Origin of the sequence: Microcella putealis (assembly GCF_004216575.1) — a bacterium.
Lineage (GTDB): Bacteria > Actinomycetota > Actinomycetes > Actinomycetales > Microbacteriaceae > Microcella > Microcella putealis.
The window spans coordinates 979,547-999,956 of sequence record NZ_SGWW01000001.1 but is presented as its reverse complement, the minus strand read 5'-3'; the positions used below and the strand labels follow the sequence as shown (position 1 = coordinate 999,956).

Annotated in this window: 21 protein-coding genes and 1 pseudogene; 14 read left to right on the top strand and 8 right to left on the bottom strand. The window is 68.3% G+C overall.

Annotation, left to right across the window (positions count from 1 at the left end):
- Positions 1-77 precede the first annotated feature (77 nt).
- The 4 genes from EV141_RS04845 to EV141_RS04830 form a co-directional block, all read right to left on the bottom strand.
- Positions 78-284 carry a hypothetical protein gene (locus EV141_RS04845; protein ID WP_130484786.1) on the bottom strand — a complete coding sequence of 69 codons (207 nt, stop codon included), beginning with the start codon at positions 282-284 and terminating at the stop codon, positions 78-80.
- Positions 281-598, bottom strand: coding sequence for a DUF7882 family protein (locus EV141_RS04840; protein WP_130484785.1), 318 nt, complete (start codon positions 596-598; stop codon positions 281-283). The genes EV141_RS04845 and EV141_RS04840 overlap by 4 nt, the downstream gene beginning before the upstream one ends.
- A gap of 107 nt (positions 599-705) precedes the next feature.
- Positions 706-1,002, bottom strand: coding sequence for a hypothetical protein (locus EV141_RS04835; protein ID WP_130484784.1), 297 nt, complete (start codon positions 1,000-1,002; stop codon positions 706-708).
- Between the two features lie 130 nt (positions 1,003-1,132).
- Positions 1,133-1,762, bottom strand: a complete 630-nt coding sequence (locus EV141_RS04830) for a TetR/AcrR family transcriptional regulator (RefSeq protein WP_241969019.1) — start codon at positions 1,760-1,762, stop codon at positions 1,133-1,135.
- Between the two features lie 158 nt (positions 1,763-1,920).
- Between EV141_RS04830 and EV141_RS04825 the strand changes: the two are divergent.
- From EV141_RS04825 to EV141_RS04815, 3 genes and pseudogenes are all read left to right on the top strand, one after another.
- Positions 1,921-3,030, top strand: a pseudogene (locus tag EV141_RS04825) (substrate-binding domain-containing protein).
- An 89-nt stretch (positions 3,031-3,119) separates the two neighbouring features.
- Entirely contained in the window at positions 3,120-4,151 is a 1,032-nt protein-coding gene (locus EV141_RS04820) for an ABC transporter permease (protein WP_130484783.1), read from the top strand.
- Between the two features lie 2 nt (positions 4,152-4,153).
- Positions 4,154-4,912, top strand: coding sequence for an ATP-binding cassette domain-containing protein (locus EV141_RS04815; RefSeq protein WP_130484782.1), 759 nt, complete (start codon positions 4,154-4,156; stop codon positions 4,910-4,912).
- Between the two features lie 62 nt (positions 4,913-4,974).
- On the opposite strand, the gene EV141_RS04810 is transcribed toward EV141_RS04815, so the two are convergent.
- Positions 4,975-5,967 (bottom strand): LacI family DNA-binding transcriptional regulator, encoded by a 993-nt coding sequence (locus EV141_RS04810; RefSeq protein ID WP_241969055.1) that lies wholly within the window; start codon positions 5,965-5,967, stop codon positions 4,975-4,977.
- Between the two features lie 2 nt (positions 5,968-5,969).
- A complete protein-coding gene (locus EV141_RS04805) occupies positions 5,970-6,701 on the bottom strand; it encodes a nucleoside/nucleotide kinase family protein (protein ID WP_241969018.1) in 732 nt (243 codons plus the stop codon).
- A 196-nt stretch (positions 6,702-6,897) separates the two neighbouring features.
- Between EV141_RS04805 and EV141_RS04800 the strand changes: the two genes are divergently transcribed.
- Both EV141_RS04800 and EV141_RS04795 read left to right on the top strand, forming a co-directional pair.
- Positions 6,898-7,944, top strand: coding sequence for an agmatine deiminase family protein (locus EV141_RS04800; protein ID WP_130484780.1), 1,047 nt, complete (start codon positions 6,898-6,900; stop codon positions 7,942-7,944).
- Entirely contained in the window at positions 7,941-9,674 is a 1,734-nt protein-coding gene (locus tag EV141_RS04795; RefSeq protein ID WP_130484779.1) for an amidase, read from the top strand. Before EV141_RS04800 ends, EV141_RS04795 begins: the two co-directional genes overlap by 4 nt.
- A 19-nt stretch (positions 9,675-9,693) precedes the next feature.
- Here EV141_RS04795 and EV141_RS04790 read toward each other — a convergent pair whose 3' ends face one another.
- The gene (locus EV141_RS04790) at positions 9,694-10,029 is read right to left on the bottom strand and encodes a ribonuclease E inhibitor RraB (protein WP_157985508.1); all 336 of its coding nucleotides are present in this window, start codon (positions 10,027-10,029) and stop codon (positions 9,694-9,696) included.
- 124 nt (positions 10,030-10,153) lie between these two features.
- On the opposite strand from EV141_RS04790, the gene EV141_RS04785 reads away from it, so the two are divergent.
- On the top strand, positions 10,154-10,873 hold the full coding sequence (locus tag EV141_RS04785) for a CHRD domain-containing protein (protein ID WP_130484777.1): 720 nt from the start codon (positions 10,154-10,156) through the stop codon (positions 10,871-10,873).
- 17 nt (positions 10,874-10,890) lie between these two features.
- Positions 10,891-11,547 carry a class F sortase gene (locus EV141_RS04780; protein ID WP_241969017.1) on the top strand — a complete coding sequence of 219 codons (657 nt, stop codon included), beginning with the start codon at positions 10,891-10,893 and terminating at the stop codon, positions 11,545-11,547.
- An 86-nt stretch (positions 11,548-11,633) separates the two neighbouring features.
- On the opposite strand, the gene EV141_RS12330 is transcribed toward EV141_RS04780, so the two are convergent.
- Entirely contained in the window at positions 11,634-11,798 is a 165-nt protein-coding gene (locus EV141_RS12330; protein WP_185740090.1) for a hypothetical protein, read from the bottom strand.
- A gap of 193 nt (positions 11,799-11,991) precedes the next feature.
- Here EV141_RS12330 and EV141_RS04775 point away from each other — a divergent pair, with 193 nt between their 5' ends.
- The 7 genes from EV141_RS04775 to EV141_RS04745 all read left to right on the top strand — a co-directional run bounded on the left by EV141_RS04775 (position 11,992) and on the right by EV141_RS04745 (position 20,401).
- Positions 11,992-12,711, top strand: a complete 720-nt coding sequence (locus EV141_RS04775; RefSeq protein ID WP_157985507.1) for a CDP-alcohol phosphatidyltransferase family protein — start codon at positions 11,992-11,994, stop codon at positions 12,709-12,711.
- A gap of 32 nt (positions 12,712-12,743) precedes the next feature.
- Positions 12,744-14,843, top strand: coding sequence for a heavy metal translocating P-type ATPase (locus EV141_RS04770; RefSeq protein WP_130484775.1), 2,100 nt, complete (start codon positions 12,744-12,746; stop codon positions 14,841-14,843).
- 9 nt (positions 14,844-14,852) lie between these two features.
- On the top strand, positions 14,853-15,752 hold the full coding sequence (locus EV141_RS04765) for an SMP-30/gluconolactonase/LRE family protein (RefSeq protein ID WP_130484774.1): 900 nt from the start codon (positions 14,853-14,855) through the stop codon (positions 15,750-15,752).
- A 90-nt stretch (positions 15,753-15,842) separates the two neighbouring features.
- On the top strand, positions 15,843-17,057 hold the full coding sequence (locus tag EV141_RS04760) for an ROK family transcriptional regulator (protein WP_130484879.1): 1,215 nt from the start codon (positions 15,843-15,845) through the stop codon (positions 17,055-17,057).
- A 107-nt stretch (positions 17,058-17,164) separates the two neighbouring features.
- A complete protein-coding gene (locus EV141_RS04755; protein ID WP_130484773.1) occupies positions 17,165-18,535 on the top strand; it encodes an extracellular solute-binding protein in 1,371 nt (456 codons plus the stop codon).
- Positions 18,536-18,599: 64 nt separating this feature from the next.
- On the top strand, positions 18,600-19,535 hold the full coding sequence (locus EV141_RS04750) for a carbohydrate ABC transporter permease (protein WP_130484772.1): 936 nt from the start codon (positions 18,600-18,602) through the stop codon (positions 19,533-19,535).
- Positions 19,532-20,401: a carbohydrate ABC transporter permease gene (locus EV141_RS04745; RefSeq protein WP_375880242.1), complete on the top strand. Its 870-nt coding sequence runs from the start codon at positions 19,532-19,534 to the stop codon at positions 20,399-20,401. Before EV141_RS04750 ends, EV141_RS04745 begins: the two co-directional genes overlap by 4 nt.
- Positions 20,402-20,410 lie beyond the last annotated feature (9 nt).

Below are 20,410 nucleotides of genomic sequence, written 5' to 3'. Positions count from 1 at the left end.
CTGGTTGCGCTGAGGCTACGCCGTGGGGTCACCCGACTGCTGGCGGCATGTTCGCGAAAAGAACACGCCGCAGCTCGCTACTCCGGTTCGGTCGTGTCGACGACCGCGATCGGTGTGCCGCGATCGACGTAGAGGTGAGCGACCTGCAGGCGCCCGCGACCGTGGTTGACGCGCAACCACCCGCCGCCGCCAGCGACGATCACGTCGACTTCGTCGCGAACGTCTGATTCGGACCGCGCGACCACGTACTCATGGCCGCCGTAGAGAATTGTCGCCCGAGTCATTCGCCGTCCATTCCGCCCGCTTCGGGCTCGGGCACCAGGTGCAGCCCGTTCGGGGTGTTTGCGAGCAACATCAGCTCGTCGATCCATGCGCGGTTGATGCTCGGCTGTCGTCCTCCGAAAAACTTGAAGGAGATGGGGATGGTCGGGTGCAGCCAAATCACGCTGCGCCCGTCACCGATCGACTCGTCGTCCTTCCAGCTGAAGTAAAAGGCCTCGTTGCGACGCAATTTTGCGCCGATCACGATCTGAAGATGCGCGAGCGTACGGTCGTCGAAGTCGGCCGACAGCGTCGAGTCGTAGGTGAGTGTTCCCAAGTAAGCCTCCCGGTGCATCCGCATTGCGCGGCCCGGGCAACATTCTGTCGGCAAAAAGCGGGCGCGCGCATCCCCGTGGGGGTATGCGCGCGCCCCGGGGGGTCGCGTTATTCGCGTTCGACGAAGGCGTTGCGTGCCGCGGCGAGCGAGCCGTAGAACTCGGTGTGGTCGGGGTGATTCAACACGGTCACGCGATAGGCAGGCCCGACCCGGTCGACGACGCCGATGACAGCGCGGCCGGTCTCGGTCAGGAAGCGTCGATCGCTGACGCGCCACTCGGTCGACGAAACGCGATCGAGTCGCACATCTTCGAGAGCGCGGGGTGCTGCGCGGAAACCGGTGACGGGGGTGTCGACGATTTCCGGTTCGGGGGAGCGGGTGGTGCGGGTGTTGAGCGTCGTCATGGTGGTGGCCCTTTCCACGGTCAGCCATGACGCTAGGGCATGTGAGGCATCGTCGACGAGGGGTTGTTTTTTCAGGGAAAGGCGAGTAGTGGTACGCGCCGTCTTCCCCTCGTTCGAGGGGTGGGTTCGGCTACTGCCCGAGAATGCCGTCGGGGAGCCCCAATTCCAACTCGAGCGCGCGCCCGATGAGTCGGAGCGAGCTGTGCTGTCGGCCGTAATCGACCATCTCGTGCGCGTTCAGGCCATCAATCATGGCGAGCACCTGCGCGGCGAGCAATGAGGTGTCGGCGTCGCGCATCGCGCCCGAGTGAATACCCGCCTCGAGCACCTCGACCAGGGCGTCGTGCCAGTCGGTCATTTCTTCGATGATCGCCTGGGCAAGGTCGGGATTGCGGCGGCCAAGGCCCCACGCGTCGACCCACACCGGCGTCACCTCATTGCGAGTGCCGTCGAGCATGGTGCTGAGCAGCGTGCGTAAGCGGGCGATCGGGTCGCGCACGGCGTTGACGTGTGCGCGTACCTCGGTGAGTTCGCGGGCGACCACGGCACGGAAGGTGTCGGCGACCAGCTCGCTCATGCTGGGCGCGTAGTGGGCCACGAGCGCGGCGGTGACTCCCGCTTCGTCGGCGACCGCGCGTTGGGTGACCCCCGCAAGGCCACGATCGAGAGCGACCCGCTGGGCGGCCTCGTAAATCTGCTCGGCGCGCAGGGCGGCAGGGATGCGGGTGGCGCGCTCGCGCTCGGTGCCTTCGATCGACACGGCTGCCTCCTCGACGCCGTCAGTAGTGCCCCCACCCTAAACGGCATGCGAACACCTTCGGTGCGCATTCGTGTGCGTATACGGTTGCGCAAACGCATGCGCACCTGTTTCACTGGGATGAGCACCACCGCTGGTTGCCACTTCACTAGGAGGATTCAATGACGAGTCACACCCCCCGGACGCGCCGCCTTCGCCGGCGTACGACCGCCGCCCTCGGCTTCGCATCCGCTGTAGCCCTGCTCGCCGGATGCGCCACCGGCACCGACGGAGGACCCGCCGACGGCGGCTCCGGTGACGACGACACCATCGGTGTGTCGCTCATCGTCAAGACCGCGTCGAACCCGTTCTTCATCGCTATGCGCGAGGCCGCCGAGGCAGCGGCCGCCGAGTAGGGCGTCTCGCTGACATTCGAAGCGGGCACGGAAGACGGCGACGAGGCGACGCAAATCGCCGCGATCGAGAACGCCATCGCCCGCGGCGACGACGGCATCCTGATCACGCTCAACGGCCCCGGCGTCAACAACGCGATTCAGCAGGCGCGCGACGCCGGCCTGTACGTGATTGCGCTCGACACGCCGCCCGACCCGATCGACGTGACCGACATCACCTTCGCGACCGACAACCGTCTCGCTGGCAACCTGATCGGGCAGTGGGCTGCAGCCCAGCTCGACGGTGAGCGTGCCGTCATTGCGCTGCTCGACGTGTTCGACGACCGCATCGTGAGCGTCGACTACCAGCGCAACAACGGATTCCTCGAGGGCATGGGAATCGATGTCGCCGACCCGAACCGCACCGGTGACGAGGCCCCGACCGGCCAGTACTCGGGCGGCGAGTACGAGATTGTCGGCAACGAAGCCACGGGTGGCGCCGAAGACGGCGGCCGCACCGCCATGGAGAACCTGCTGTCGCGCAACGGCGACATCAACGTCGTCTACACGATCAACGAGCCGGCCGCCTTCGGCGCGTATCAGGCGCTGCAAGCCGCTGGGCGTGAGGACGACGTTCTCATCGTCTCGGTTGATGGTGGATGCGCGGGCGTCGGCTACGTGGCCGACGGCGTCATCGACGCCACGGCGCAGCAGTATCCCGCTCAAATGGCCCAGCTCGGTATCGAGGCACTGGTGAACTTCGCGCAGACGGGCGAGACCCCCGAGGTCACTGATGGACTCGACTTCTTCAATACGGGCGTTGCGCTGGTCACCGACGTTCCGGTCGATGGTGTCGAGAGCATTGACACCGCCGAGGCAAACGAGTTGTGCTGGGGCTAGCCGCCGCCTGACATCAACCGCGTGCCGGCCCGATGACGAGAGCGTCGGGCCGGCACGCTCCCACTTTTCTCACCGAGGAGGAAGTCGCCATGTCATCCAACCCGCCCACCGACGGCATACATCTCGCCGACGAGTTTCTTGACCGCTCGACGCCGGCGTCGCGAGCGCGCGACATCCTGCTGCGATACCCGGCGCTGAGCCCGGCCATTGTGCTGGTCATTGCCGTCATCATCTTCGGAGCGCTGAACAGCAACTTCCTGGCGCCCAACAACCTGTCGCTGATTGCCCAGCAGGTCGCGATCGTCGGCACGGTTGCCGCAGCGCAAACCATCATCATCCTCACCGCGGGTATCGATCTGTCGGTGGGTGCCGCCATGGTGTTCGCCTCGATGGTGATGGCGCAGCTCGCGGCCACGGCCGGTGGCCTTCCCGCGGTCATCGCCCTCTTCATCGGCTTTGTCGTCGCCATGGCGACCGGCGCACTCAATGGCCTGCTGGTGACGCGCCTGAAGCTTCCGCCGTTCATCGCGACGCTCGGCACGCTGAACATCTTCGTCGCGCTGACCCTGCTCTACTCGGGCGGCCAGACGGTCATCGGTGCCGACCTGCCCGCACTCCTCACGTGGACGGGGCAGGCCATTGAAATCGGTGGCGTGCGCGTCACGACCGGTGTGCTCATCATGGTCGCGGTCTACATCGCGCTCGCGTTCATGCTCGGCCGCACCGCCTGGGGTCGTCACGTGTACGCGGTCGGCGACGACAAGGATGCCGCCCGTCTTGCCGGCATACGCGTCGATCGGGTGCTCATGAGCGTCTACATTGCGGCGGGGGCGATTCTCGCGATCGCGGCCTGGCTGCAGATTGGTCGCAGCAACGCGGCTGGCCCGAATGCCGCCGCCGACATCAACCTCGACTCGATCACGGCGGTCGTCATCGGTGGCACGAGCCTCTTCGGCGGCCGCGGCATCATCTGGGGCACGCTGCTCGGCGCGCTCATCGTCGGCGTGTTCCGCAACGGACTGTCGCTGGCGGGCGTCGACACGCTCTACCAAACGCTCGCCGTCGGCGTGCTCGTCATCGCGGCCGTTTCGGTCGACCACTGGATTCGGAAGGCGAACTGATCATGGGCGACATCATCATGAAGGCTGAGCGCCTGGTGAAGACCTATGGCCGTGTCGTGGGCCTCGACGGCGTGAACTTCGAGTTGCACCGGGGTGAGGTTCTCGCCGTGGTCGGCGACAACGGCGCCGGCAAGTCGACGCTCATCAAATGCCTCACGGGTGCCGAGGTGCCGAACGACGGCACGATCGAGTTTGAGGGTTCACCGGTGCGCATCTCGCGCACGCAGGACGCCCGCGACCTGGGAATCGAGACCGTCTACCAGAGCCTTGCGGTCTCGCCAGCGCTGGACGTGGCATCCAATCTGTTTCTCGGCCGCGAGGTTCGGCGACCGGGCGTGCTCGGCTCGGTGTTTCGCATGATGGACACGAAGGGGATGCGCGAACGCGCGCGGCAAGAGCTGTCTGAACTCGGCATCACGACGCTGCAAGATGTCACGGTGCCGGTCGAGAACCTCTCTGGCGGTCAGCGGCAGGCGGTCGCGGTGGCCCGCGCGGCCGCCTTCGGCTCGAAGGTCGTCTTCCTCGACGAGCCGACCGCCGCCCTCGGCGTTCGCGAGACGAACCAGGTGCTCGACCTCATCCGCCGGCTGAAAGACAACGGCGTCTCGGTCGTCTTGATCAGCCACAACATGCCGCAGGTTTTTGACGTGGCCGACCGCATCCACATTCAGCGCCTCGGGAAGCGCGCCGGGGTCGTGACGCCCGAATCACACTCGATGACCGATGTCGTCGCGATCATGACGGGCGCCGCGGCAGCGTAGGCGCGCGGCATCCGGTACCGGCGCCCGGCTCGCGCACCGCGCAGTCGGGCGCCGCTGTCGCGTCAGGCGAGCGGTCGAACCGAGTCGCGCACGATGAGCTGCGGCTCGAGCCGCACCTGGCGCGCAGCGAGCTCGGGAGTGGCCATGCGCTCGAACAGCATGGTCACCCCCTTCGTGCCGAGGGCGTCGACCGGCTGGCGAATGGCCGTCAGGCGCGGGTGGAAAAGGTCGGCCCACGGGAAATCGTCGAAGCAGGCGATGCTCAGATCGTCGGGGATGCGCAACTCGCGCTCGGCGAGGCGGCGCATCGCGTCGATGGTGATCTGGTTGTTGCCCATGACGATCGCGGTGGGGGCGCCGTCACGGGCCAGAAGCTCGTCGAGCGCGCGGCCGGTGTCGTCGTCGCCGTAGACGACCGCGTCGTGCTGGTCGCTGAGCCCGTGCCGCTTGAGCCCCAGGCGGAAGCCCGCGATGCGTTCCTCGGCCGTCTGGAGGCCCTGCTTTCCGGCGATCAACCCGATGCGGCGGTGACCCCGCTCGACGATGTGGTCGATGAGTTCGGCCATCGGCTCGGTGTTTTCGACGCCCACGGCATCAAACGGCCCGTCCTCAGGGTCGTCGACGATGCGATCGATCAGCACGGTCGGGATGCCGCGAGCGGCGATGCGGTGCAGTGCTCGGTGGGGGTCGGGCGACGGTGCGATGAGCAGCCCGTCTGGTCGATGGGCGAGCAGATCGGTCACGGCGCGCAGTTCGTGGTCGGGATCGTCGTGCGTGTCGGCGAGCAGAAGGGAGTGGCCGTTGGCCGACACCATCCTCTCGATCGCGTGCACAACATCCGCAAAATAGGGGTTTGAGATCGCGGAGATCGCGAGCCCGATGGTCATCGTCTTGCCGGTGCGCAGCGAGCGGGCAACGCGGTCGTTCAGGTACCCGGTGGTTTCGATCGCCTCGAGCACCGCGCGCTCGGTCTCGGGCTCGATGCGGCGGGTCTTGTTGATGACGTGCGAGACGGTCGTGGCGGAAACCCCGGCGACGCGCGCCACATCCGACATGGTCACCACGATGGTCTCTCCTCCCGCCCGGTCGCCGACAGTTCTCCGGCGTCGTCACGCACAACAGTAACGAGCAGTTCGGCGCGATCGCGGGTTGACTCGATGAGTTCGGCATTGCGCTGGTCGGTGCCGGTCGCCCACGCTGCGGCCTCGTCGGCCGGCTTCCCGAAGGCGACGTGGCGGGCGACCAGTTGGGGAAGGCGCACGTCGTTCGGGGTGTCGAGGTACCAGACCTCGTCGAGGTGCGCGCGGGCGGCGACGAGTGCCGGCTCGTCGAGCAAGAGGTAGTTGCCCTCGGTGATCACGATGGGCACGTCGCGGGGCACAGGAATCGCCGAGGCGATGGGTTCTTCGAGCCCTCGGCGGTAGGTCGGTGCGAACACCGTCTGCTCGTCCCGGCGACGGATGCGCTCGATGATCGATCGGAAGGCCCCCAGATCGAAGGTGTCGAGCGCGCCGCGACGATTCATCAGTGGCGTGCCCTCGATGACCGAGGTGGCGAGGTGGAATCCGTCGAAGGGGACGACGACCGCGCGTTCGGGCCCCAGGCTCTCGGCGAGGGCCTCAGCCAGGCGTGACTTTCCCGCACCGGGGGCGCCGCAGATGCCGACGATCACGCGGGCCTGGCCGCACTCGACAGCCGCAGTCAGCCGCGCGCTGAGGGTGGCGATGACGTCGCGTTCGGCACCCGTGACGTGGGGCGGCGTCGTGCCGTACCCGTCTCGCTGCTTCACCTGAATCGAGCCCTTCTCGCGCCGGGGTGGGTCATTCCACCGCCTCTATCCTGCCGTGACGCATGCGATTGCGCAATCGGGTGCGCCCCGCGGCGACGGGCGTTGATGATTGACACGGCGCACGCACGGCGGTAGCGTCAGCGGTGCTTATTGACCACGTGCTCAATAACACCTGTGGTCGCGACGAGGAGATCCCATGGTCTGGCGCATGCCCGCCGAAACTGCCCCGCAGTCCCGCATCTGGATGGCCTTCCCGCGCCAGGGTGACGTGATGGGTGACAGCTCAGCCGCCCGCGCCGCGACCTACGAAGCCTGGACCGCCGTCGCCCACGCGATCCTGCCCTTCGAGCCGGTCACTATGGTCGTCGACCCGAGCGAACTGGCCCGCGCACGCGACATGCTCGACGCCGGCATCGACATCGTCGAGGCGCCGCTCGATGACTTCTGGATGCGCGACTTCGGCCCCACGTTCGTCATCGATGACGCGACCGGTGCCCTCGGCGGCGTCGACTGGATCTTCAACGCCTGGGGGCAGGGCGCCGACTGCGAGCGGGATGCGCTGATCGCGGAACGCGTGATCGGCGAGGTCGCGGCCACGCGCATCCCGAGCCTGCTCGTGAACGAGGGCGGCGGCATTCACGTCGACGGTGAGGGCACCGTGCTCGTCACCGAGACCGTGCAGCTCGACCCCGACCGCAACCCGTGGGCGACGAAAGAGCGCGTCGAGGCCGAACTGACGCGCACCCTCGGCGTCTCGACGGTCATCTGGCTGCCGCGCGGCCTCACCCGCGACTACGACGAGCTCGGCACGCGGGGTCACGTCGACATCGTCGCGACCTTCGCCGCGCCCGGCCGCGTGCTCGTGCACGCGCAGCACGACCCGGCGCACCCCGACCACGCCGTCATGCCCGAGATCTACGCGGCCCTGCGCGAGGCAACCGACGCTCGCGGGCGTTCGCTCGAACTCATCGAGCTGCCCGCCCCCGCGCAGCTGACCGACGACGAGGGCTTCGTCGACTACAGCTACGTCAACCACCTGGTCGTCAACGGCGGCGTCATCGCGTGCGGTTTCGGCGACGATCTCGCGGATGCGCGTGCCCGCGAGATCCTGTCGGCCGCGTACCCGGGGCGCACCGTCGTCACCGTGGATGCTCGTGAGATTTTTGCGCGCGGCGGCGGCATTCACTGCATCACGCAACAGCAGCCGGCGACCGGCGCGTCGGGTGGCGAGGCCGGCGCGTGACGCGCATTCCGCTCGTCGAGACGAGCGTCGTCGACCTGTCGTCGGCGCTGGCAGATGGGCGCACCACGGCGGTCGAGATCGTCACCGGGTACCTCGAGCGGATCGACGCGTACGACCGGTCGGGTCCCACGCTCAACGCGTACGTGGTGATGAACCCCGACGCGCTCGACGAGGCCCGGGCAAGCGACGAGCGGCGCGCCCGTGGTGAGGCGCTCGGCCCGCTCGACGGCATCCCGTACGCGGCGAAAGACAGCTACATGGTGCGTGGCCTGACGGTCGCGAGCGGCTCACCCGCGTTTGCCGACCTGGTCGCCCAGCGCGATGCCTTCACCGTCGAGCGCCTGCGCGCGGCCGGAGCGATCTGCCTCGGCCTCACCAACATGCCGCCCATGGCCAACGGCGGCATGCAGCGCGGTCTCTACGGCCGCGCGGAAAGCCCGTACAACCCCGACTACCTGACGGCGCCGTTCGGGTCGGGGTCATCAAACGGCTCGGGGTCGGCGCTCGCCGCATCCCTTGCCGCTTTCGCCCTCGCCGAAGAGACGTGGTCCAGCGGGCGGGGCCCCGCGTCGAACAACGGGCTCGTCTGCTACACCCCGAGTCGTGGCGTGATTTCGGTGCGCGGCAACTGGCCGCTCGTGCCGACCATGGACGTCGTGGTGCCGTACACCCGCACGGTCGTCGACCTGCTCGTCGTGCTCGACGCGATCGTTGCCGACGACCCCGAGACGCGCGGCGACTTCTGGCGCGTCCAGCCGTGGGTCACGGTGCCCGCCGCGTCGTCCGTGCGCCCCGCGTCGTACCCGGCGCTCGCCGGCGCAGCTGCCGGCGACGGCACCGCCGGGCTGGCCGGGCGCCGGTTGGGGGTGCCGAAGCTTTACATCGGGGGCGATGACGCGAGCGGCGAGAAAATCGCGACCCGCGCATCCGTCATCGATCAGTGGCGCGCCGTCCGTCGCGATCTCGAGGCTGCCGGAGCCGAGGTTGTCGAGGTCGACTTCCCCGTCGTCACCAACTACGAATCGCGCGGCAGAACGCCCGACCGGTCACTCGTCGCGCGCGGCTACGTGCCCGAGGGCTTCGCCGACAGTGAGCTGTACGAGCTGTCAATGTGGGGGTGGGAGGAGTTTTTGCAGGCGAACGGCGACCCGGCGCTGCATCGCCTCGCCGACGTCGAGCCCTCGCTGATCTTCCCCGAACCACCGGGCGCCCTGCCGGGGCAGTACGACGACCACCTCAGCCGCTTCGCCCCGGAAGACGTCGACCTCGCCGACTACGTGCACCGGGCTCGCGAGCACGGTGTGCCAGCGCTCGATGAGATTCCGCACATTGCCGAGGGGGCGGCGGGGCTCGAGCGGGCGCGCCGCGAGCTCTTCGAGGCCTGGCTCGACGAGCAGGGCCTCGACGCGATCGCGTTCCCGGCGGTCGCCGACGTGGGTCCGGCCGACGCAGACGTGAACCCCGAGAGTGCCGAGCGGGCGTGGCGCAACGGCACGTGGGTCGCGAACGGCAACCTCGTGCCCCGGCATCTCGGCATTCCTGCGGTGCAGGTTCCGATCGGTGTCATGAGCGATATCGGGATGCCCGTTGGGCTCACGATCGCCGGTCGCGCCTACGACGACTCGGCTCTGCTGCGGTACGCGGCCGCCATGGAGGCGACGGCGAACCGCGAGGGTTCGGCGGTGGGGCGCACCCGGCGCGCGCCCGCGCGCACGCCCGAGCTCGGCTGACGTCGGCCGACGTCGGCCGTTAAAGGCTGCGAAGCACGGGGGCGTTCCAGCCCTCGTAGCGCCCGCGATGTTCGGCGACGGCTGCGAACACCTCTTCGGTGCAGCGATCGGCCGTCTCGACGTCAACAGTCGTCGTGCGGGCGGCGATCAAGCGGCCTTGTGTGATGCGGCGGCGTTCGACGCGCACCGCCCAGCCAGCGCGCTCGAGGGTCGTCGCCGCCGCCTGAGCGTCGGCGAGGCGACGGAACTCGGCGAAGTGCTCGACCCGTCGCGGAGCGTCGACGTCGTCGTGCATCTTGATGCGCTGCACGTACTGCTCGACGTTGCCCGACAGGTGATGCTGGAGATCAGCCACCCCGGGAGTGTAATCCGCTCTCGCGCCGAACGGCAGTCGCCCATTCGCGACCAAACCCCCCGAATGGGGGTGACGAACTACCGGTGACTGGGCGCATCGAGGCGCCCCGACCGGAAGGACTGTCATGCCCCGCTCCGTTTTTCGCCGATCGAGTGCGCTCGTCGGCACGGCGGCCGTTGCCGCCGGAACCCTGCTGCTCGCTCCCAGCCCGGCCTACGCCGACACCGAGGTGCCTGAACCCGACGCCTTCACCAGCGCCTTCACGGTGATGGCGACGCCTGACGCCGTCGTCGATGCCGACGGCAACCCCGCGCCGGGGGAGGAGGGAGCGACGGGCTCGTTCACGTTCCGCATCAACTCTGACCTCGAGATCATTTGTTACGACATCGTGCTCGAGGGCGTGACCGGCGAGTACGAGAGCCCGGCGCGCACCGCCACGCACATCCACCAGGCGAACGCCGGCGAGGGTGGCCCGCCGCGCATCGCCTTCCCGAACCCGGAGGACACGGGCGACGGCACGCGCGAGGCATCCGGCTGCATGCAGGGCCCGTTCACGACGGGCATCGAGGCGAACGGCGCCGACACGGGCGACGGTTTCTCGCTCGCTGCGATTGAGGCGAACCCGGCTGGTTTCTCGGCCGACTCACACACGGCCGAGTTCACCGCCGGTGTCGTGCGCGGTCAGCTGCAGCAGATTCCGGTCGGTGGTGTCGACACGGGAGCCGGTGGCGCCGCCACCGAGACCACAGCACTGCCGTTCGTCGCGGGGGTTGCCCTGCTTGGTGGCCTTGCCGCCGCAGGTCTCGTCGTCGCCCGTCGCCGCCCGGAGCACGTCACCCGATGATGCCGGTCGCGTGTCGAGTGGTCGGTACTGCCGGTCACTCGACGCGCGCGCGGACGCGTGGCGGGCTCGCGCTCGTCGCCGCCAGCGTGGTGTGGGTGATGGTCGGATGCGCGTCGCCGCCGATCGCGGGCGACTCGGTAGCCGGGCCGGTCGCCTCCACCGCGCCGACCCGCGCCGCGGAGGCCCCGACGCCCGCGCCGCCCCGTGAGCGGTCGGAGCCCCTGGAGGTGGCGATCCCTGTCGCCCTGACGATCCCCCGCATCGGGGTCGATCGACCGCTCATCGATCTCGGCATCGCCGCTGACGGCAGTCTCGAGGTGCCGACCAACTTCGATGACATCGGCTGGTTCAGCGGCGGCGGTCGGCCTGGCGCTGCCGGACCGACCGTCATCGCCGCGCACGTGGATTCGCCGACCGGGCCCGCCGCGTTCATCCGACTCGACGAGCTGGCAGTCGGCGACCTGGTGGAGGTCACGACGAGTGACGGTGACGGGCACGTGTACCGGGTTACGGACCGGGCGCAGTATCCGAAGGACGCTTTTCCGACAGCGGCGGTGTTTGCGGCATCCGCCGACGACGTGCTCCGCCTCATTACCTGCGACGGGGCCTTCGACCGTGACCGGGGAAGTTATCTCGACAACCTGGTGGTGACGGCCGAGCCCGTCGAGGGGTGAGTGCGGGTTAACGGGACAACGGGGATGCGCGCGTGGCGTGCATCCCCGTTGTATTCGCCGCGTGGAGGCGGCGGAAGGCGTGGCGGTTAGACCCGCTTGTTGCCGGTCAGGGCGCGAATGAGGAAAACGATGAGCGCCAACACGAGCAGCACGATGCCGACGTACAGCAGGAAGTTGACGGCTTCGATGAGGCCGCCGGTGACGAGCAAGATGATGGCAATGATTCCCGCAATGATGAGCAAGAGGTTCATGATTCTCCTTATGTGATCGGGGTGTGCCCCCGATCCGGAGATGCGCTCGTGACGAATCAAGCCTGATCGGGGCGTTTATGACCGTAGGCCCCCGAATGGGGGGTAGGGGTACCTTTTTCATGCGGCTTGCATGTCACTCCCAGCTTCGGCCCAGGTGCGCTGAAGGTCGATGAGGGCGGATTACGGTGGCGATATGACGCGACGGGCGCGGGTGCTGGCGGGGCGAGACAGCCGCGCGGCGACCAACGAGTTGCTGGCAGGGCTGCAACGCGGTGGCTTTGCCCCGCGGGCCCTCGGCGGCTTCATCGCCGACGCGACCCTGCGTAGCTGGCGGGAGGCGCGAAAGCGACCGCGCGCGGTCGTCGAGGCAACCGCCGTGCACGTAGCCGTGGGCGCCCTCGCCGGCCGGCGTGGTCTGCCGTGGATCGTGACGAGCTGGCTGATGGCGGTGACTCACTTCGGCATGTTGGAGGGGCGGCGTGACCTGGGCGCGGCCAACGTTCTGACCGTTGCGCGGGGCGCGCTGCCGGCTGCCGGCCACCGCCTGGGCTCGCCGGCCACCGTCGCGCTCGCGCTCGCGACCGACTTTGCCGACGGCAAGCTCGCCCGCGGCACGGCAAGCGTGACCCGCTTCGGCGCCCAGGGTGACTTCTTGGCCGACACAGCCCTGTGGACCTGGTTTGTGCTGCGCCACGAACGCAGCGCCGCCTGGCGCGTGGCGACGTTCGCCGCGTGGGCCGCCCCGGTGCTGGGCGTCACGGCGGTGAGTTTTGCGCGCGGAGGCATGGTCGACCTGCCGCGTTCGCGATGGTTTCGACCGGCGGCGGCCGTCGAAGTGCTGATCGGCGGACGGGTGTTGTGGCGCTGGTGGGCGTCGCGCCGGGTTTCTGGGCACCTGATCCGAAGGGCTTGACAGTACCCCCGGGGGGTACTACCGTGCCGGACATGACTCATGCGACCGGAAACCACCACACGCAGGCAGACGAGCACGAGCACGAGCACGAGCACCACGCGGAGCACGAGAGCCGCGGCGGGGCGCACGGCGGCCACGCCGGTCACGGCGGTCACGGCGATCACGTCGCGCAGTTCCGCCGACTGTTTTGGCTGAACCTGATCCTGGCCGTGCCGGTCGTCGCGTTCAGCATGATGTTCGCCGACCTGATCGGCTATGAGCTGCCCATGGGCGGCATCTGGTCCTGGATTTCGCCCGTGCTCGGCACCGTCATTTTCGTGTGGGGCGGCCGCCCGTTCCTCACGGGTGCCGTCGACGAGCTGCGGCAGCGTAGCCCCGGCATGATGCTGCTCATCGGGCTGGCCATCACCGTGGCCTTCGTCTCGTCGATGGGCGCGAGTCTCGGCCTTCTGCCGCACGAGCTCGACTTCTGGTGGGAGCTCGCGCTGCTCGTTGTCATCATGCTGCTCGGCCACTGGATCGAAATGCGTTCGCTGGCTCAGACGACGAGCGCCCTTGACTCGCTCGCCGCCCTCTTGCCCGACGAGGCCGAGCGGGTGACCGCTGACGGCGGTACCGAGACGGTGACTCCCGATGAGCTCGCCACGGGCGACACCATCCTGGTGCGCCCGGGTGGCCGCGTGCCCGCCGACGGCCGCATCGTCTCGGGCGAGGCCGAATTCGACGAATCGATGATCACGGGCGAATCGCGCACCGTGCGCCGCGGCGAGGGGGATGCGGTCGTCGCTGGCACGGTCGCCACGGACGGCGGCGTGCGTATCGAGGTGACCGCGACGGGCGACGACACGGCGCTGTCCGGCATTCGCAAGCTTGTTGCCGACGCGCAGGCCTCAAGCTCGCGCGCACAGAGGCTCGCCGATCGCGCCGCCGCGTGGCTGTTCTGGTTCGCGCTCGGCTCGGCCGTCATCACCGCCATCGTCTGGTCGATCGTGGGAATGCCCGACTTCGCGGTCGTGCGCACGGTGACGGTGCTCGTCATCGCCTGCCCCCACGCGCTCGGTCTCGCCATTCCGCTCGTCGTCTCGATCGCGACCGAGCGGGCCGCCCGCGCCGGCGTGCTGGTGAAGGATCGCCTCGCTCTCGAGAGCATGCGCACCATCGGCGCGGTGCTCTTCGACAAGACCGGCACACTCACGACCGGCGCGCCCACCGTGCTTGAGGTTGAGCCGGCTGATGGCCACGACGCCGACGCGGTGCTCGCGCTCGCGGCGTCCGCGGAGGCCGACAGCGAGCATCCTCTCGCCCGCGCGATCGTGCGCGCCGCCGACGAGCGTGAGCTCTCGGTGGCGGCCGCCCGCGATTTCCGCTCGGAGGCGGCACTCGGAGTCACCGCGACCGTCGACGGTCGCACCGTGCGCGTCGGCGGGCCCCGTCTGCTCGACGAGGTTGGCGGCTCGGCCCTCACGGCGACCGAGGCGTGGAGCGACGACGGCGCCATCGTGCTGCACGTGGTGGTCGACGGCGACGTGGCCGGCGCACTCAAGCTGGCCGACGAGGTGCGCGCCGAGTCGCGCGACGCGGTCGACGCCTTGCACGCGCTCGGCGTGCAGGTCGTCATGATCACCGGCGACGCGAAAGCCGTCGCGCACGCCGTTGCCGACGAGCTCGGAATCGACCGCGTGTTCGCGGGCGTGCGCCCCGAAGACAAGGCCGCGAAGGTCGCCGAGCTGCAGACGGAGGGGCTGAGCGTCGCGATGGTGGGCGACGGCGTGAACGACGCCCCGGCGCTGGCGCAGGCCGACGTCGGCATCGCGATCGGCGCCGGCACCGACGTGGCCATCGGCTCGGCCGGCGTCATCCTCGCCAGCTCTGACCCGCGGTCGGTGCTCTCAGTGATCCGGCTGTCGCGCGCGAGCTACGCCAAGATGCGCCAGAACCTGTGGTGGGCGGCCGGCTACAACCTCGCCGCGGTGCCGCTCGCTGCCGGCGTGCTGGCGCCCATCGGGTTCATCCTCCCGATGTCGATCGGTGCGATTCTGATGTCGTTGTCGACCATCGTCGTGGCGCTGAATGCGCAGCTGTTGCGGCGGCTCGACCTGCGACCCGAGGCGAGTATCGAGGCTCTCTCGTAGGCTGGAGCGATGGCTGCCGTCACCGTCCTGCCCGTTGACCGCCACGAACTCGCCGAAAGCCCGCGCTGGGATGTGGCGACCGGCACGATGAGCTGGGTCGATATTCCGGCCGGTCGGCTCACGGTCGCCCGCCCGCTGCCCGACGCGCAGCTCGAGATTCTGCGCACGCTCGATCTCGACGAGCCGGTCGGATGCGCGTTCCGGCTCGGCGACGCCCGGTACCTGCTCGCGGTGGGTCGCCGCCTCGGATTCGCCTCCGCACTTGGCGAGGTGACCACGTCGCGCGACCTCCTGCCCGAGCACCAGCGCTTTAACGACGGCGTCATCGACCCCGCCGGCCGCCTCATCGTCGGCTCGACGTCGCGCGACCCGGCCGGGCCGCACGAGGGCAACGTGCTGGTGCGGCTCGAGCACGACGGCGCGGTGACGACGCTCGACGACGGACTCGGTATCTCGAACGGGCTGGCCTTCTCGCCCGACGGGCGCACCCTGTACTCGGTCGACAGTGCGGCCGGCGACATCTATGCGCGTGACTACAACGCCGAGACGGGCGCTGTGGGCCCCCGCCGGGTCGCGGTGCACATCGACGACGAGGGTGTCGAGCCCGACGGCCTCGCCGTCGACGCCGACGGCGGCCTCTGGGTCGCGCTCTGGGGTGGGGGAGCAGTGCGGCGTTACACCCCCGATGGCGCGCTCGATCGCGAGCTCGCGATCGACGCGCCCCACGTCACCGCGATTGCGTTCATTGGCTCGCACCTGCAGCACGCGCTGGTCACGACCGCCATGCGCGACCTCGATGAGGATGCGCGCGCACGGTTCCCCGACGCGGGCCGGCTTGTCGTCGTCTCCGATCTCGGCGCGACGGGACTGCCGGCCTATCGGTGGCGGCCGGGGCCCCTGCCTGACTGAGGGCGCTATCGTCGCCTCATGAGCGACGGCGCGCACACCGAACGGGGCGTTGCCGAGCCAGGCCGTCGACGGGGAACCAACCTTCCCGCCATGGCCGACTTCAACCAGCTTGTCATTCTTGACGCCGTGCGCCGTTCACCTGCTGGTCTCAGCCGGGTCGAGTTGGCGGTGCTTACCGGATTGTCAGCGCAAACGGTCACGAACATCACCCGCCGACTTCTTGATGCAGCGCTGATCGTCGAGGCCGGCAAAGAGTCAATCGGGCCGGGGAAGCCGCGAACGATATTGCGCCTCAACCCGCCGGCGCTGTACGCGGTCGGCGTGCACCTTGACCCCACGGTCACCACCGCGGTGCTGCTCGATCTGGCCGGTGACGTGGTTCTCGAGCGTCGCATCCTGACGCCACTCGGTCAGCACCCCGAGACCGCAATCGACGCTCTTGTCGAGATGGTTGAGGGGGTGCTGACCGATAGCGCCGTCGATCGGGCGCGAGTTGCAGGGATGGGCATTGCCGCTCCCGGCCCCATCGACCCCATCGCGGGCGCCCTGGTGGAGCCGCCCCATCTGCCCGGCTGGCACAGCGTTCCCCTGCGCGACGAGTTGAGCCGCAGGCTGGGGCTCGTCACGGTCCTGGAGAAGGATGTTGCTGCAGCGACGATTGCGGAACTGTGGGCCGGCACGCCCGCAGCGTCCACCGGGTCGTTCGTCTTCCTGTACCTCGGTACCGGGCTCGGTGCGGGTTTGGCGATCAACCACGAGGTCGTTCGGGGCAGTCTGGCGAACGCCGGGGAAATCGGCCACATCGTTGTCGTCGAGGATGGCCCCCCGTGTTGGTGCGGGCTGCGCGGCTGTGTGGCGGTCACCTGCACTCCAGAAGCGATCGTGCGTGACGCCATCGCCGAGGGTCTGCTCGACTCTCTCGATTCGGGCGACGACACGACCGCGGTCGATGCGGCGCTCACCATGCTTGCCGCTCGCGCGGAAGCGGGTGAGGCGGGTGCCGTCGCGGTTCTTGACCGCGCTGCTGCGCGCATCGCTCGTGCTCTCGCCGTGATCGCGAACCTTCTCGATCTTGATCGGATCGTTCTCGGTGGGCCCATTTGGAACCGGGTTGCCGATCGCTTCGTCACGATCATCCCGGCAGAGCTCGATCGCATGCGCGCCGCACGCAGCATTCACCCGGTGGCGATTGGGGGAACGACGCTGGGTGATGCGGTTGCCGCCATGGGTGCTGCGTCCCTCGTTCTTGATCGCTGGTTCTCGCCGCGTACCGAATCGTTACTTCTTCCGTCATCTAGTGCTTGACCGGAGTAAGTCCATTCGATTGACTTACTCGTATGGAGCGCGCGACGATGCGCATTCCGCACGCGGCGACGACGGCGCGTGCTTGCACAAACACAAAGGAGCGCCTCATGCGTGCCAGACGTTCGGCCATTGCCCTCAGTGCGATCGCAGCGGGCTCCCTCATCGGCATCGTCGGGTGTTCCCCCGCGTCTGGCGGCGGGTCGGGCGACGAGCAAACGCTCACCGTGAGCTACATCCGGACCGATGCGTTCACCGCGCTCGACACCCTGATGCAGACCACGAAAGAGCAGTTCGAGGCCGACAACGACGGAGTCACCGTCGAACTTCAGCCCGCGTCGGCAAACGACGAGGACTACAAGACGCGTCTCGCGCTGTCGCACCGTTCGGCCGACACGGCCCCTGACATCTTCTACCAGGACACGACAACGGTTCGCGCCGACGCAGAAGCCGGTTACCTCCTCGCGCTCGACGACTACCTCGCCGAGTGGGAAGACTGGGATCAGTTCAGCGACGCGGCGAAGCAAGCGGGCGTGGGTAACGACGGTCAGACGTACGCCGTCTCGCTCGGCACCGACACCCGAGGGCTCTGGTACAGCATCCCCGTGCTCGAGGCGGCGGGTATCGAGACACCGTGGCAACCAGAAACCTGGGACGACGTACTCGCCATGGCGGAGGCTGTGCAGTCGTCTGACCCTGACGCGGTGCCGTTCATGCTCTACGCGGGAACAGGCACGGGCGAGGGCTCGAACATGCAGGGCTTCTACCAGCTGCTCTACGGCACCGAACTCGGCGGTGACGCCCTATACGACTCCGAGTCGGGCAAGTGGGTCGTTGGCTCGCAGGGCTTCATCGACTCGCTCGAGTTCGTCCAGACTGTGTACGACGAGGGCTACGCGCTTCCTGTTGACCGGGCCCTCGACCCGAACGTGTGGCAGTCGGTTTTCGGCGAACTGTTCCCGGGCGATGCGCTCGGCGCCACCATCGAAGGGTCTTACACCCCGTCGTTCTGGGTGCCGGGTGGCTCGTTCGAATGGGATTCCTACGCCGACAACATGGGTGTCGCCGCGTTCCCGACTCAGAATGGCGACGGCCCGGGCGTCAGCATGTCGGGCGGTTGGACGCTCGCTGTGGGGGCTCAGACCGATGCTCCCGACCTCGCCTTCGAGTTCTTGACGATGGCGCTCAGCTTCGATAACTCACTGTCGTACGTCAACGAGAACTCGCAGATCGCCGTTCGCGCCGACGTTGCCGCCGACCCCAGCTACACCGAGGCAAACCCGTTCGTCGGGGCCGTCACCGAGTTCGTCGAATTCACCTACTTCCGACCCGCGACGAGCGACTACAACCAGATTTCTGCAGCCGTTCAACGAGCGACGGAGGCGGTCATCACCGGCCAGGCGAGCCCCGCGGAAGCGGCTGCGGAGTACGACCGTGAGGTCGAATCCATCGTCGGAGCCGATCAGGTGATCGCTCCGTGATCGCCCGCTCGAGTGCGTCGGCGCGGCTCGCATCGCGGGCGGCGCCGACGGGAGACCCTCGAGCATGACGCGATCGACCACTGCCGGTTCTCCTCCGCCGTCGCGGAGGAGAACCGGCAGTACCACTGTTGTGCGTGCGCTCGTGCGCGGCGGGCCCCTCCTGCCCGCCGCGATTTTGCTCGCCGTCTTCCTCATCGTCCCGATTCTGTGGGCGTTCGTGGGCTCATTCACCAACGCGACCCTTACCGGCGTGACCGCCACATCGCCCGAGTGGGTGGGCGGCGCGAACTACGAGCGCCTTTTTGCAGACCCCGACTTCAGCCTGTCGCTGTGGCTCACGGTCGTCTTCACCGTCGCGTCGGCCGTGATCGGCCAGAACGTGCTGGGCTTTGCTATCGCCTTCGCCATGACGCGCGCTCACCGACGTATGGCAGCAATCGGCGGCGGCGTCATCGTGCTCGCCTGGGTGCTGCCCGAGATCGTCGCGGCGTTTGTGGCCTACGCCTTTTTCAGTCGCGATGGCACCCTCAATCAGCTACTCGGTGTCGTGGGGCTCGCCGGCGATAACTGGCTGTTCATCGCCCCCATGGCCACGATCATCCTCGCGAACGTCTGGCGCGGTACCGCCTTCTCGATGTTGATCTACCGGGCAGCGCTCGCCGAGGTGCCGCCCGAGCTCATCGAGGCAGCGGAGATCGATGGCGCGAACGCCTGGCAGCGCCTTATGCGGGTCACCCTGCCGGTCTTGCGGGGCACGATCGCAACGACCCTCATGCTCATCACACTGCAGACGCTGTCGGTTTTCACCCTCATTTACGTCATGACGGCGGGCGGACCGGGTAACGCCAGTTCGACGCTGCCCGTCTTCGCCTACCAGGAGGCGTTCCGCTTCGGCAGCGTCGCCTACGGCACCGCCATCGCCACCGTGATGCTGATCATCGGTGCCGTCTTCTCGCTCGGCTACATCGCCGTGTTGCGCCGAGCGGAGGCCGACCGGTGAGCGCCGCGACTCCGGTCACCGCCGCGCGCCTGAGCGCCGCGTCGCCCGCGCGCGGCGCCTCTCGAATGTGGGCCTCGGTGTCGCTCGCCGTCGTCGCTATTGCCTTCCTCGTTCCTTTGGCGTGGCTCCTGCTCGCTGCGTTCGATCCGAGTGCGACGTATCAGACGCGCATCCCGTCGTCGTTGACGCTCGACAATTTCGCCGCGGTCCTCACACCCCAGACCACGTTCATCCCGATCATGAACAGCGTGGCCCTTGCAGGGCTGACGGCGACGCTCACGGTGCTGGCGTCGCTGCTCGCCGCCTACCCGCTGTCGCGGTACCGCTCGCGGTTTCACCGGGGCTTCCTCTACGCCGTGCTCTTCGGCACCTGCCTGCCGATCACCGCGATCATGGTGCCGGTTTACAGCGTCTTCGTCTTCCTCGGCCTGCTCGACTCGTTTTTCGGCACGGTGCTGTTTCTGACGGCGTCCTCGCTTCCGATGGCGATCTTCATGACGAAGAACTTCATGGATGCGGTGCCCGTCTCGCTCGAGGAAGCCGCCTGGATCGATGGGGCGTCGGCGATGAAGGCGCTGCGCACCGTTGTCGTGCCGCTTATGCGCCCCGGCATCGCCGTCGTGTTTGTGTTTGTGTTCTTGCAGGCCTGGGGGAACTTTTTCGTGCCGTTCGTGCTGCTCTTCTCGCCCGAGAAGCAGCCAGCGGCAACGAGCATTTACACCTTCTTCGGCCAGTTCGGCTCGATCGCCTACGGTCAGCTGGCCGCCTTCTCGATCCTCTACTCGCTGCCCGTCATCGTGCTGTACGTGCTCGCCTCTCGCCTCATCGGCGGGTCGTTCGCGCTCGCCGGCTCGGTCAAGGGCTGAGTGCTGAAA

What these genes read in the sequence shown, in the direction of transcription:
- EV141_RS04845 (WP_130484786.1), bottom strand. Translation starts at nt 284, where the DNA reads ATGACTCGGGCGACAATTCTCTACGGCGGCCATGAGTACGTGGTCGCG.
- EV141_RS04835 (WP_130484784.1), bottom strand. Translation starts at nt 1,002, where the DNA reads ATGACGACGCTCAACACCCGCACCACCCGCTCCCCCGAACCGGAAATC.
- EV141_RS04820 (WP_130484783.1), top strand. Translation starts at nt 3,120, where the DNA reads ATGTCATCCAACCCGCCCACCGACGGCATACATCTCGCCGACGAGTTT.
- EV141_RS04815 (WP_130484782.1), top strand. Translation starts at nt 4,154, where the DNA reads ATGGGCGACATCATCATGAAGGCTGAGCGCCTGGTGAAGACCTATGGC.
- EV141_RS04810 (WP_241969055.1), bottom strand. Translation starts at nt 5,967, where the DNA reads ATGTCGGATGTGGCGCGCGTCGCCGGGGTTTCCGCCACGACCGTCTCG.
- EV141_RS04800 (WP_130484780.1), top strand. Translation starts at nt 6,898, where the DNA reads ATGGTCTGGCGCATGCCCGCCGAAACTGCCCCGCAGTCCCGCATCTGG.
- EV141_RS04785 (WP_130484777.1), top strand. Translation starts at nt 10,154, where the DNA reads ATGCCCCGCTCCGTTTTTCGCCGATCGAGTGCGCTCGTCGGCACGGCG.
- EV141_RS12330 (WP_185740090.1), bottom strand. Translation starts at nt 11,798, where the DNA reads ATGAACCTCTTGCTCATCATTGCGGGAATCATTGCCATCATCTTGCTC.
- EV141_RS04775 (WP_157985507.1), top strand. Translation starts at nt 11,992, where the DNA reads ATGACGCGACGGGCGCGGGTGCTGGCGGGGCGAGACAGCCGCGCGGCG.
- EV141_RS04770 (WP_130484775.1), top strand. Translation starts at nt 12,744, where the DNA reads ATGACTCATGCGACCGGAAACCACCACACGCAGGCAGACGAGCACGAG.
- EV141_RS04765 (WP_130484774.1), top strand. Translation starts at nt 14,853, where the DNA reads ATGGCTGCCGTCACCGTCCTGCCCGTTGACCGCCACGAACTCGCCGAA.
- EV141_RS04760 (WP_130484879.1), top strand. Translation starts at nt 15,843, where the DNA reads ATGGCCGACTTCAACCAGCTTGTCATTCTTGACGCCGTGCGCCGTTCA.
- EV141_RS04755 (WP_130484773.1), top strand. Translation starts at nt 17,165, where the DNA reads ATGCGTGCCAGACGTTCGGCCATTGCCCTCAGTGCGATCGCAGCGGGC.
- EV141_RS04750 (WP_130484772.1), top strand. Translation starts at nt 18,600, where the DNA reads ATGACGCGATCGACCACTGCCGGTTCTCCTCCGCCGTCGCGGAGGAGA.